Raw genomic sequence first — 12,681 nt, 5'->3', positions numbered from 1 at the left:
AACGGTCAGGCGTTCAGCGCCGCCAGCGCGTCGACCCACAGCCGCTGGTCACGAGCCTCACCGGATTGCTTCATCTCGGCGAACCGGATGGTTCCGGTCCGGTCGATGACGAACGTGCCGCGGTTGGCGACGCCGGCCTCGTCGTTGAACACGCCGTAGGCCTGGCTGACGGCGCCGTGTGGCCAGAAATCCGCGAGAACCGGGAACAGGAACCCGCTTTGGGTCGCCCACACCTTGTGGGTCGGCGCCGGTCCCACCGAGATGGCCAGCACCGCGCGGCCGTCGTTCTCGAAGTCGGGCAGCTGATCGCGGATCTGATCGAGCTCGCCTTGGCAGATGCCGGTGAAGGCCAGCGGAAAGAACACCAGCAGCACGTCTTTGGCGCCGCGAAAGTCGCTGAGAGTGACGGGTTGTCGGTTCTGGTCGAGCAGCGTGAAGTCCGGTGCGGTGCTACCGACCGGAAGCATCAGCGGCGTGCCGCGCGCGACTTGGGTTGCACCAGCCGGCTGGCGCTCCAGTCGCCGAGGTTGACCGACGACGTCGGCATCAAGCCGGCGGTGGGCGCCGCCTCGGCGATCTCGGCGGGCTGCACGTGACCTGGCTTGCCGGTCTTGGGTGTCAGCACCCAGATCACGCCGTCGTCGGCGAGTGATGCGATCGCGTCCATAAGGGTGTCCACCAGATCGCCGTCTTCGTCGCGCCACCACAGCATGACGATGTCGATTACCTCGTCGGTGTCTTCGTCGAGCAACTCGCCACCGCACGCATCCTCCACGTCGGCGCGGATGTCGTCGTCGGTGTCCTCGTCCCAACCCCACTCCTGGACAACCTGCCCTGGTTGGATGCCCAGTTTGCGGGCAAAGCTCGGGGCGTCATCCGCGGCCACCACCGTGCGACCTCCTTGTCAGTTCCAGCAGCTCGAGCGTCAAAGACGCGGTGTAACGCAATTTATCGTCGCATAGCGCGCAGCGTTGCACATCAGCCGACTCAACCGAACGCCCGGCAACGCTTCACGGCTTCGGACTTGGCATCGTTGAGCTGATTGACCCGTTGGTTGAACTGGTCGGTCCCGGCGTGCGAGCGGATCGCGTTCGCCACCTCGCGGGCGGCGTCGTCGTAACCGTTGAGCGCCTCGCGCAGTTGCTTTGACAGCGGGCCCTTACTATCGCCCTCGACCGCGTCGGCGCTGTGGGTGAGCGCGTCGATGGCGGGCTGTTCGGCCGCCGAGGTGTCGCCGCCGCGGTTGTACGCGGCGACGAAGTCGTTCACCCGGTCGACGGCCTCTTTGCTGCTGATCGCAAACGATTCACACGCCTTGACGACAGCCGCGACGGTGATCGACCGCTGCCGCTGCGACTCCCTGATGCTGGATGTGGCCGCCGAGGCCGAGACCGATGCGGAGACCGATGCGCGATAGGCCGGAGCTATCGCGACGTCGGCGCCCGGGGCCCCCTCGGTGACGGTTGTGCAGCCGACGACGGCGATCAGGACTGCCGCGACACAACCCGCGGCACGCGCAGCGCTGGGCCATCCCGGCCAACCGAGCCATCCGATCCGCACAGGTTACGACGTTACCGGTTGGTGTCGGGACGCGTCGTCGCGCGCCACCATCGCGGCGTTGCGCACCGGCCGAGCCGGGCCCTACGCGCGCCGATATCCGGTGCGGCACGATAGGAGCAACCCCCACCGGGGTCGGAGCACCGAGACAGCACCGAAGACGTCAATCCGCGACGGCTCGACCAGCCACAAGCCCGTCGGCCGCCTACTAAGGAGCAGTGCGTTGACCACCGAGTTCGTCCGCCACGATCTGGCGAAAAACCCAACCGGCGCAAGCGAACCCGACCGCGTGCGGGTGATCCGCGAAGGCGTCGCGTCCTATCTGCCCGACATCGATCCCGAGGAAACCGGCGAGTGGCTGGAATCCTTCGACGAGATGTTGGAGCGCTCCGGCCCGGCGCGCGCCCGCTACCTGATGCTTCGGCTACTGGAGCGGGCCGGCGAGCAGCGAGTCGCGCTGCCGTCGCTGACGTCCACCGATTACGTCAACACGATCCCGACCGAGATGGAGCCATGGTTCCCCGGCGACGAGGACGTCGAACGCCGCTACCGAGCCTGGATCAGATGGAACGCCGCGATCATGGTGCACCGCGCTCAGCGCCCGGGAGTCGGTGTGGGCGGCCACATTTCGACCTATGCGTCGTCGGCGGCGCTCTACGAGGTCGGCTTCAACCATTTCTTCCGGGGCAAGTCACATCCCGGCGGCGGCGACCAGGTGTTCATCCAAGGCCATGCCTCCCCCGGCATCTATGCCCGGGCTTTCCTGGAGGGCCGGCTGACCACCGACCAGCTCGACGGCTTCCGGCAGGAGCACAGCCACCCGGGCGGGGGCCTGCCGTCCTATCCGCACCCGCGGCTGATGCCCGACTTCTGGGAGTTCCCGACTGTGTCGATGGGCCTGGGCCCGATGAATGCGATCTACCAGGCCAGGTTCAACCACTACCTGCATGACCGCGGCCTCAAGGACACCTCCGATCAGCATGTGTGGGCGTTCCTCGGCGACGGCGAGATGGACGAACCGGAGAGCCGCGGGCTGATCCAGGTGGCCGCCAACGAGGGCTTGGACAACCTGACCTTCGTCATCAACTGCAACCTGCAGCGCCTGGATGGCCCGGTTCGCGGTAACGGCAAGATCATTCAGGAACTGGAGTCGTTCTTCCGTGGCGCCGGCTGGAACGTCATCAAGGTGGTGTGGGGCCGCGAGTGGGATGCCCTGCTGCACGCCGATCGCGACGGCGCGCTGGTGAACCTGATGAACACCACACCCGACGGCGACTACCAGACCTACAAGGCCAACGACGGCGCCTACGTGCGTGACCATTTCTTCGGCCGCGACCCGCGCACCAAGGCGCTCGTCGAACCGATGACCGACGCCGAGATCTGGAACCTCAAGCGTGGGGGTCACGACTACCGCAAGGTCTACGCCGCCTACCGGGCCGCCGTCGACCACCATGGTCAGCCGACGGTGATCCTCGCCAAGACCATCAAGGGTTACTCGCTGGGCGCGCACTTCCAGGGCCGCAACGCCACGCACCAGATGAAAAAGCTTGCGCTGCAAGACCTCAAGGACTTCCGCGACGCCATCCGAATCCCGATCAGCGACTCCCAGCTCGAACAGGATCCCTACCTGCCGCCGTACTACCATCCCGGCCCGGAGGCTCCGGAGATCCGCTATCTGCTCGAGCGGCGCCATGCGCTCGGCGGCTTCGTGCCTGAACGGCGCACCAAGACCAAGACGCTGCGGCTGCCGGGGCGCGATATTTACGCCCCGCTGAAGAAGGGGTCGGGCAGCCAGGAAGTCGCCACCACCATGGCGACGGTCCGGACCTTCAAAGAACTGTTGCGCGACAAGGAGATTGGCCCGCGCATCGTGCCGATCATCCCCGACGAGGCCCGTACGTTCGGAATGGACTCGTGGTTCCCGTCGCTCAAGATCTACAACCGCAACGGCCAGCTCTACACCGCCGTCGACGCCGATCTCATGCTGGCCTACAAGGAAAGTGAAGTCGGCCAGATCCTGCACGAGGGCATCAACGAGGCCGGCTCGGTGGCCTCGTTCACCGCGGCTGGGACGTCGTATTCGACGCACAACGAGCCGATGATCCCGATCTACATCTTCTATTCGATGTTCGGCTTCCAGCGGACCGGCGACGGGCTGTGGGCCGCGGCCGACCAGATGACGCGCGGCTTCCTGCTCGGCGCCACGGCCGGACGCACCACGCTGACCGGCGAAGGGCTGCAACACGCCGACGGTCAATCGCTGCTGCTGGCGGCCACCAACCCGGCGGTGCTGTCCTACGACCCCGCCTTCGCCTTCGAGATCGCCTACATCATCGAAGGCGGCCTGGCCCGGATGTACGGCGAGAACCCCGAGAACGTCTTCTACTACCTCACCATCTACAACGAGCCGTACGTGCAGCCCGCCGAGCCGGAGAACTTCGACCCCGAAGGCGTGTTGCGCGGCATCTACCGGTACCGCCCGGCCACCGAGACTCGCACGAACCAGGCCAACATCCTGGCGTCCGGGGTGTCGATGCCCGCGGCGCTGCGGGCCGCCGAGATGCTGGCCGCCGAATGGGACGTCGCCACCGACGTGTGGTCGGTGACCAGCTGGAGCGAACTCAACCGCGACGGCGTGGCGATCCAGCAAGAGCGGCTGCGGCACCCGGACCGGCCCGCCGAGGAGCCGTATGTGACGAAGGCGTTGTCCAAAGCGAGCGGCCCGTTCATCGCGGTCTCGGACTGGATGCGGGCCGTCCCCGAGCAAATCCGGCCGTGGGTGCCGGGCAGCTACGTCACACTCGGCACCGACGGGTTCGGCTTCTCCGACACCCGTCCGGCGGCCCGTCGCTACTTCAACACCGACGCCGAATCGCAGGTCGTCGCGGTGTTGGAGGCGCTGGCGCGCGACGGCGTGATCGATCCGTCGGTGCCGGTGGCGGCCGCGCGGCAGTACCGCATCGACGACGTGCAGGCCGCCCCCGAGCAGACCTCCGACCCCGGGCCGGGGGCCTGACGGCGTACGCGGTTGGCTCGTCGAGCGTGACACTGCAGTCACGCTCCGCGCCCAACGTGACTGCAGCGTCACGTTCGGTTGAGGGCCCGCGCCCCGCCTTGGCGGAAACATCCAGAAAAGCGGCGTAGCTTTTAGGGATGGTCGACAAGCAGTTCTCGACACCCCGGCCGACGCTGGACCTGCTGGACAGCGTCCCGGAGTCGCTGTTGCGCCGGCTCAAGCAGTACTCCGGCCGGTTTTCCAGCGAAGCGGTCAGCGCGATGCAGGACCGGCTGCCGTTCTTCGCCGAGCTGGAAGCGTCCCAGCGGGCCAGCCTGGCGCTGGTTGTGCAAACCGCGGTCGCGAACTTCGTGGAGTGGATGACTGACCCGCACAGCAACGTCAACTACACCGCGAAGGCGTTCGAACTGCTGCCGCAGGACCTGACCCGCCGGATGCCGTTGCGCCACTCGGCGGAGCTGATCCGGGTCACCATGGAATTCTTCGAGGAAGTCGCGCCGCTGCTGGCCCGCTCCGACGAAGAGCTGACCGCGCTGACGGTTGGGATTCTGAAGTACAGCCGCGACCTGGCATTCAGCGCGGCAACGGCCTACGCCGACGCGGCCGAGGCGCGCGGAAGCTGGGACAGCCGGATGGAGGCCACCGTCGTGGACGCCGTGGTGCGCGGCGACACCGGCCCCGAACTGCTGTCTCGCGCAGCTGCCCTGAACTGGGACACCAATGCCCCTGCGACCGTGGTGGTGGGCACGCCGGCGCCGGAGCGGGAAACCCACGCCAGCCAGGACGTGCGTGACATCGCCACGCGCCACGGTCGCGCCGCGCTCACCGACGTGCACGGCACCTACCTGGTGGCGATCGTCTCCGGCCAGCTGACACCGACCGACAAGGTGTTCGGCGCCCTGCTGAATGCCTTCTCCGACGGTCCAGTGGTGATCGGGCCGACGGCGCCGATGCTGACGGCGGCCTACCACAGCGCCAGCGAGGCGATCTCCGGCATGAACGCGGTGGCCGGCTGGCGGGGCGCGCCGCGGCCCGTCCTGGCCCGCGAACTGCTGCCCGAACGGGCGCTGATGGGCGACTCGGCGGCCATCGCGGCCTTGCACACCGACGTCATGCGACCGCTCGGCGACGCCGGTCCGACGCTCACCGAGACCCTGGACGCCTACCTCGATTGTGGCGGCGCCATCGAAGCTTGTGCCCGCAAGTTGTTCGTTCATCCAAACACCGTGCGGTACCGGCTGCGCCGCATCGCCGACTTCACCGGCCGCGATCCGACCGTGCCGCGCGACGCGTATGTCCTACGGATCGCCGCGACGGTCGGACACCTCGCATACCAGGCGCAGCAGTCCAGCGCTGTCGGCAACATCGTGACACCCGTCACCCCGCCGGTGGAAAAGGACCTGGTCGCGCCGTCGGGGACCGCCCCAGCCGGGTGACAGATTGCGGCACGATATCGAACACGTCGCATCACGTGCCGTTTTGTGGAGTTTCCACAAAAACATAAGACAAGGTTCATAATCCTTTACACGGCGCGAAGACGTGTTCACAGTGTTCCCTTAATAACGTGATTGCGTTGCTGGCGCCCGGCCAAGGGTCGCAGACCGAGGGGATGCTGTCGCCGTGGCTGGAGTTGCCCGGCGCCGCGGACCGACTGTCGTCATGGTCGACGGCCAGTGGACTGGACCTCGCCAGGCTGGGCACCACCGCCTCCACCGAGGAGATCACCGACACCGCGATCGCCCAGCCGCTGATCGTCGCGGCCACGCTGCTCGCGTACCAGGAGCTGACGACGCGCGGTCTGCTCGCCGACAAAGAGGTCATCGTGGCCGGCCACTCGGTCGGTGAAATCGCCGCCTACGCGATCGCCGGGGTGCTCTCCGCTGACGACGCCGTCGCGCTGGCCGCCACCCGCGGCGCCGAGATGGCCAAGGCCTGCGCCAACGAGCCGACCGGAATGTCGGCGGTGCTCGGCGGCGACGAGGCCGCGGTGCTCGCGCGCCTGGAACAACTCGACCTGATTGCGGCCAACCGCAACGCCGCCGGCCAGATCGTGGCCGCCGGCCGGCTGAGCGCGCTGGACAAGCTCGCCGAAGACCCGCCGGAGAAGGCCCGCGTTCGCGCGCTGGGCGTGGCCGGCGCCTTCCACACCGAGTTCATGGCTTCGGCTCTCGACGGTTACGCCGCGGCCGCGCAAAACGTCGCGACCGCCGAGCCGACCGCAGTGTTGCTGTCCAATCGCGACGGCCAGCCGGTGAGTTCGGCCGCCGATGCGATGGAAAAGCTTGTTGCACAACTGACCCGGCCGGTGCGCTGGGACCTGTGCTCCGAGACGCTGCGTCAGCGCAGCGTGACCGCGATTGTCGAATTCCCGCCGGCGGGAGCCCTATCCGGCATCGCCAAGCGTGAACTCCGCGGGACCCCGACGCACCCCGTCAAAGCCCCCGCAGACCTGGACGGTTTGGCAAGCCTGTAAGCACTTGGCAAATAAGCCAAATCGCTGAGCCCTTCCGCCATCACAACCGCATACAGCACGTAAATCAGCAGTACACAACATATTACGAAGGGAAACACAACGTGTCCGTCAGCCAGGAAGAAATCATCGCCGGTATCGCCGAGATCATCGAAGAGGTCACCGGTATCGAGCCCTCGGAGATCACCCCGGAGAAGTCGTTCGTCGACGACCTGGACATCGACTCGCTGTCGATGGTGGAGATCGCCGTGCAGACCGAAGACAAGTACGGCGTGAAGATCCCGGACGAGGACCTCGCCGGTCTGCGCACCGTCGGTGACGTCGTGAACTACATCCAGAAGCTGGAAGAAGAGAACCCCGAGGCCGCTCAGGCGCTGCGCGCCAAGTTCGAGGCAGAGGCTGAGAGCAAGTGACAAAACCTTCCACTGCTAACGGCGGTTACCCCAATGTTGTGGTAACCGCCGTCGAGGCGACGACGTCGATCGCGCCTGATATCGAAAGCACGTGGAAGGGTCTGCTCGCCGGGGAATCCGGCATCCGCGTGCTCGAGGACGAGTTCGTCACCAAGTGGGACCTGCCGGTGAAAATCGGCGGCCACCTCAAAGATCCTGTCGACGACCACATGGGCCGACTGGACCTGCGACGCATGTCCTACGTCCAGCGACTGGCCAAGCACCTCAGCGGTCAGCTCTGGGAGTCAGCCGGCAGCCCCGAGGTCGACCCTGACCGCTTCGCGGTCGTGATCGGCACCGGACTGGGCGGCGCCGAGAAGATCGTCGAGACCTATGACCTGATGAACGAGGGCGGGCCCCGCAAGGTGTCCCCGCTCGCCGTGCAGATGATCATGCCCAACGGCGCCGCCGCCGTCGTCGGCCTGCAACTCGGCGCCCGCGCCGGGGTGCTCACGCCGGTGTCAGCCTGTTCGTCGGGCTCAGAGGCCATCGCGCACGCGTGGCGGCAGATCGTCATGGGCGACGCGGACTTCGCGGTCTGTGGTGGCGTCGAGGGCAACATCGAGGCACTGCCGATCGCGGCGTTCTCGATGATGCGCGCGATGTCGACCAACAACGACAACCCAGAGGGCGCCTCTCGGCCGTTCGACAAGAACCGTGACGGGTTCGTGTTCGGCGAAGCCGGCGCGATGATGATCATCGAGACCGAAGAGCACGCCAAGGCCCGTGGCGCCAAGCCACTGGCCAGGTTGATGGGTGCCGGCATCACGTCGGACGCGTTCCACATGGTGGCCCCGGCCGCCGACGGTGTCCGCGCCGGGCGTGCGATGACCCGCTCGTTGGAGTTGGCGGGCTTGTCCCCCAAGGACATCGACCACATCAACGCGCACGCGACGGCCACCCCGATCGGCGACACCGCTGAGGCCAACGCCATCCGGGAAGCCGGATGCCCGGAGGCCGCGGTCTACGCGCCCAAGGGAGCGCTGGGTCACTCGATCGGCGCGGTCGGCGCACTGGAATCCATCCTGACGGTGCTCGCACTGCGCGATGGCGTAATTCCGCCGACACTTAACTACACCACCCCCGATCCCGAGATCGACCTCGACGTCGTCGCGGGCGAGCCACGTTATGGCGAGTACCAGTACGCCATCAACAACTCGTTCGGTTTCGGCGGCCACAACGTCGCGTTGGCCTTCGGGCGGTACTGACACCAAGAAAGGCACATTCGTAGGGCCCATGACCACTTCGTCAAAGTTGGCTACGGGGAACGGTTTCCCCGACATCGTCGTTACCGGCGTCGCGATGACGACCGCTCTCGCAACCGATGCCGAGACCACGTGGAAGATGCTGCTGGACGGCCAAAGCGGGATCCGCACCCTCGATGATCCATTCGTCGAGGAGTTCGACCTTCCGGTCCGCATCGGGGGGCATCTCCTCGAGGAGTTCGACAGCCAGTTGAACCGCGTCGAGGCCCGCCGGATGGGTTATCTGCAGAAGATGGCCACGGTGTTGAACCGGCGGGTGTGGGAAAACGCCGGTTCACCCGAGGTCGACGCCAATCGGTTGGCGGTGTCGATCGGCACCGGCATCGGGTCCAGCGAGGAGTTGATCTTCGCCTACGACGCGATGCGCGAAAAGGGTTTGCGAGCGGTCTCTCCGCTGGTCGTGCAGATGTACATGCCGAACGCCGCGGCCGCGACGGTCGGGCTGCAGCACCAGGCCAAGGCCGGTGTGATGACCTCGATCTCGGCATGTGCGTCCGGTTCGGAAGGTATCGCCCGCGCTTGGCAGCAGCTCGCCCTCGGCGAAGCCGACATCGCGATCTGCGGTGGCGTGGAGACGAAGATCGAGGCGGTGCCGATCGCGGGCTTCGCCCAGATGCGAATTGTGTTGTCCACCAGCAACGATGACCCAGCGGGTGCCTGTCGGCCGTTCGACAAGGACCGCAACGGATTCGTGTTCGGCGAAGCCGGCGCGCTGATGGTCATCGAGACTGAGGAGCACGCAAAGGCCCGCGGCGCAAACATTCTGGCCCGCCTGATGGGCGCGAGCGTCACCTCGGATGGCTTCCACATGGTGGCGCCCGATCCCAACGGTGAGCGTGCGGGTCATGCGATCACCCGCTCGATCGAGCTGGCCGGGCTCAAGCCGTCCGACATCGACCACATCAATGCCCACGCCACCGGTACCTCGGTCGGCGACGTGGCCGAAGGCAAGGCCATCAACCGGGCCCTCGGGCCAGGCGGCGGCAACGCGGCGGTATACGCCCCCAAGGGCGCGCTCGGTCACTCCGTCGGCGCGGTCGGTGCCGTGGAGTCGATCCTGACCGTGCAGGCCCTGCGCGACCAGGTCATCCCGCCGACGCTGAACCTGAAGAACCTCGACCCTGAGATCGACCTCGACGTGGTGGCGGACAAGCCGCGGACGGGCGACTTCAAGTACGCCGTCAACAATTCGTTCGGCTTCGGCGGGCACAACGTGGCACTCACCTTCGGCCGGTACTGACCTAACAGCACTTCAGACGAGGAGACCTGCGATGACGACCCTGGCCCCTGAGGCGATCGACGAGTCGCTCGACCCGCGTGACCCACTGCTGCGCCTGAGCAGGTTCTTCGACAACGGGAGCATCGAGCTGCTGCACGAGCGTGACCGCTCCGGCGTGCTCGCCGCGGGCGGAACCGTCAACGGCGTGCGCACCATCGCATTTGCCACCGACGGCACCGTCATGGGTGGCGCGATGGGGCTCGAGGGCTGCACGCACATCGTCAACGCCTACGACACCGCCATCGAGGAGCAAAGCCCGATCGTGGGCATCTGGCACTCCGGCGGCGCCCGGTTGGCAGAGGGCGTAAAGGCCCTGCACGCAGTGGGTTTGGTGTTCGAGGCGATGATCCGGGCTTCCGGTTACGTCCCACAGATCTCGGTCGTGGTGGGCTTCGCCGCCGGCGGTGCCGCCTACGGGCCGGCGCTGACCGACGTCGTCATCATGGCGCCGGAGGGCCGGGTGTTCGTCACCGGACCCGACGTCGTCCGCAGCGTCACCGGTGAAGACGTCGACATGGCGTCGCTGGGCGGACCGGACACCCACCACAAGAAGTCCGGGGTGTGCCACATCGTCGCCGACGACGAGGACGACGCCTATGAGCGCGGTCGCCGATTGGTCGGATTGTTCTGCCAGCAGGGTCATTTCGACCGCAGTAAAGCCGAGGCGCACGAGACCGACCTGCACGCTCTCCTACCGGATTCGCCGCGACGGGCTTACGACGTCCACCCGCTGGTCAACGCGCTGCTCGACGACGACGCTCCGTTCGACGAGTTTCAGGCCAAGTGGGCGCCCTCGATGGTGGTCGGTCTGGGCCGGTTGTCCGGACGCTCGGTGGGCGTGCTGGCCAACAACCCATTGCGGCTGGGTGGTTGCTTGAACTCCGAAAGCGCCGAGAAAGCAGCACGTTTCGTGCGGCTCTGCGACGCGTTCGGTATCCCGCTGATCGTGGTCGTCGACGTGCCCGGCTATCTGCCCGGTGTGGACCAGGAATGGGGCGGAGTCGTCCGCCGCGGGGCCAAGCTGCTGCACGCTTTCGGCGAGGCCACCGTTCCGCGAGTCACGCTGGTGACCCGAAAGATCTACGGCGGGGCCTACATTGCGATGAACTCGCGTTCGTTGGGCGCTACCAAGGTGTTCGCGTGGCCGGACGCCGAGGTTGCGGTGATGGGCGCCAAGGCGGCCGTCGGCATTCTGCACAAGAAGAAGCTGGCCGCCGCGCCCGACCATGAGCGCGAGGCGTTGCACGAGGAGCTTGCCGCCGAGCACGAGCGGATCGCCGGTGGCGTCGACAATGCCATCGAGATCGGTGTGGTCGACGAGAAGATCGACCCGGCCCACACCCGCGGCAAGATCACCGAGGCGCTGGCCGAAGCGCCGGCACGGCGCGGGCGGCACAAGAACATCCCGCTGTAAAGCTCAGCGCGTGGTGTAGCCGCCGTTGGCGAAGATGGTCTGCCCGGTCACCCAATGGCCGTCGCCCGCCAGGAATACCACCAGCGGCGCGATGTCCTCGATGAGTGTCAGCCGGTTGCCCATCGCCTGCGACTTGTGGAACGTGACGCGCTCGGGCGTCTCCTCGCCGTAAAAGAATGGCGTGTCCATCGGACCGGGTGCGACGTTGTTCACCGAAATACCGCGCACACCAAACTCTTTGGCGGCCGCCCGGGTGAAGTGCTCGACCGGGCTCTTCGCGCCAGCGTAGGTGGAGTACCCGTCGGTGAACGCGGCAAGCAGCGCAGTCACGATGGTGACCACCGATCCCCCGTCGTTTAGGCGTTTACCTGCCTGCTGCAGAAAGAAGTATGCGGCTTTGGAGTTGATGTCGAACATCGAGTCGTACTCTGCTTCGGTCGTTTCGACGATGGGCTTGCGCAGTACCTTGCCGACCGTGTTGATCGCGATGTCGACGGCGCCGAAGGCATCCACCGCCGCGTCGAAGAGTTTAGTGACGTTGTCCGGCTTGGTCAGGTCGCCCTGGACTTTGATCGCTTTGACGCCCGCGCCTTGCACCGCGGCGACGGTCTTGTCGGCGTCCGCCTCGGTGGATGCGCTGTTGTAATGCACCGCGACGTTGACGCCTTTGTCGGCCAGCGTGGTACTGATCAAACCGCCCAGGTTCTTGGCTCCGGCGGCCACCACGGCCGATTTACCAGTCAGGTTGCTCATGGCACGGCACTCCCCTCTTTCGTGTCGACACGAATCTAGGTGGCGCCGGGACAAATGAGAAACAGTGATTGTCGACGTTTCGACAAGCATGATTTGTGGATAGAGTCGGCGGATGCCTGCCTCACTGGTCGACGACGGCCTCTCGGACCTGCGCCGCCTACGGCACTTCATCGCCGTCGTCGATGCCTCCGGCTTCACCCGCGCGGCCGCACAGTTGCACCTGTCCCAGCAGGCGCTGAGCAGTTCGGTGCAACAGCTCGAGAAGCAAGTCGGCGCAACGTTGTTGGTGCGCACCGGCCGCAGGATCGCACCGACCCGGGCCGGGCAGACGCTGCTCGAAGAGGGCCGCACGTTGCTCGCGGCTGCGCGTACGATCGCGGCGCACACTCGGGCGGCGGCCAGTGAGGAGCCCGATGAGTTCGTGGTGGGGCACTCCCCGGCGATCGACAACAACGAGGTCTACGCGATGCTGGCA

12 protein-coding genes are annotated in these 12,681 nt (G+C 66.5%); 8 read left to right on the top strand and 4 right to left on the bottom strand.

What is annotated here, in order from left to right; all coding sequences use genetic code 11:
- Positions 1 to 5: 5 nt before the first annotated feature.
- The 3 genes from A5658_RS11870 to A5658_RS11860 all read right to left on the bottom strand — a co-directional run bounded on the left by A5658_RS11870 (position 6) and on the right by A5658_RS11860 (position 1,560).
- Entirely contained in the window at positions 6 to 467 is a 462-nt protein-coding gene (locus A5658_RS11870; protein ID WP_067334564.1) for a peroxiredoxin, read from the bottom strand.
- Positions 467 to 889, bottom strand: coding sequence for a DUF3052 domain-containing protein (locus A5658_RS11865; protein WP_067334561.1), 423 nt, complete (start codon positions 887 to 889; stop codon positions 467 to 469). The genes A5658_RS11870 and A5658_RS11865 overlap by 1 nt, the downstream gene beginning before the upstream one ends.
- Before the next feature lie 98 nt (positions 890 to 987).
- Positions 988 to 1,560, bottom strand: coding sequence for a hypothetical protein (locus tag A5658_RS11860; protein ID WP_067334558.1), 573 nt, complete (start codon positions 1,558 to 1,560; stop codon positions 988 to 990).
- Positions 1,561 to 1,780: 220 nt separating this feature from the next.
- Here A5658_RS11860 and aceE point away from each other — a divergent pair, with 220 nt between their 5' ends.
- The 7 genes from aceE to A5658_RS11825 all read left to right on the top strand — a co-directional run bounded on the left by aceE (position 1,781) and on the right by A5658_RS11825 (position 11,453).
- A complete protein-coding gene (aceE, locus tag A5658_RS11855; RefSeq protein WP_067334554.1) occupies positions 1,781 to 4,573 on the top strand; it encodes a pyruvate dehydrogenase (acetyl-transferring), homodimeric type in 2,793 nt (930 codons plus the stop codon).
- A 137-nt stretch (positions 4,574 to 4,710) separates the two neighbouring features.
- Positions 4,711 to 6,009, top strand: a complete 1,299-nt coding sequence (locus tag A5658_RS11850; RefSeq protein WP_067334551.1) for a CdaR family transcriptional regulator — start codon at positions 4,711 to 4,713, stop codon at positions 6,007 to 6,009.
- Positions 6,010 to 6,137: 128 nt separating this feature from the next.
- Positions 6,138 to 7,046, top strand: a complete 909-nt coding sequence (locus A5658_RS11845; protein WP_067334548.1) for an ACP S-malonyltransferase — start codon at positions 6,138 to 6,140, stop codon at positions 7,044 to 7,046.
- A gap of 101 nt (positions 7,047 to 7,147) precedes the next feature.
- Entirely contained in the window at positions 7,148 to 7,456 is a 309-nt protein-coding gene (gene acpM, locus A5658_RS11840; RefSeq protein ID WP_067334544.1) for a meromycolate extension acyl carrier protein AcpM, read from the top strand.
- On the top strand, positions 7,453 to 8,703 hold the full coding sequence (gene kasA / locus A5658_RS11835) for a 3-oxoacyl-ACP synthase KasA (protein WP_067334541.1): 1,251 nt from the start codon (positions 7,453 to 7,455) through the stop codon (positions 8,701 to 8,703). The genes acpM and kasA overlap by 4 nt, the downstream gene beginning before the upstream one ends.
- A 28-nt stretch (positions 8,704 to 8,731) precedes the next feature.
- Positions 8,732 to 10,000: a 3-oxoacyl-ACP synthase KasB gene (gene kasB / locus A5658_RS11830; RefSeq protein ID WP_067334537.1), complete on the top strand. Its 1,269-nt coding sequence runs from the start codon at positions 8,732 to 8,734 to the stop codon at positions 9,998 to 10,000.
- Positions 10,001 to 10,031: 31 nt separating this feature from the next.
- Positions 10,032 to 11,453, top strand: coding sequence for an acyl-CoA carboxylase subunit beta (locus A5658_RS11825; protein ID WP_067334534.1), 1,422 nt, complete (start codon positions 10,032 to 10,034; stop codon positions 11,451 to 11,453).
- Between the two features lie 3 nt (positions 11,454 to 11,456).
- On the opposite strand, the gene A5658_RS11820 is transcribed toward A5658_RS11825, so the two are convergent.
- Positions 11,457 to 12,206, bottom strand: coding sequence for an SDR family oxidoreductase (locus tag A5658_RS11820; protein WP_067334530.1), 750 nt, complete (start codon positions 12,204 to 12,206; stop codon positions 11,457 to 11,459).
- Positions 12,207 to 12,318: 112 nt separating this feature from the next.
- Between A5658_RS11820 and A5658_RS11815 the strand changes: the two genes are divergently transcribed.
- The coding region (locus tag A5658_RS11815; RefSeq protein WP_156751401.1) for a LysR family transcriptional regulator at positions 12,319 to 12,681 on the top strand (363 nt) is incomplete at its 3' end.

Source organism: Mycobacterium sp. 1245111.1 (genome assembly GCF_001673405.1).
Taxonomy (GTDB): Bacteria; Actinomycetota; Actinomycetes; order Mycobacteriales; family Mycobacteriaceae; genus Mycobacterium.
The sequence above is the reverse complement of the archived record's forward strand: the minus strand, read 5'-3'. Positions and strand labels throughout refer to the sequence as shown.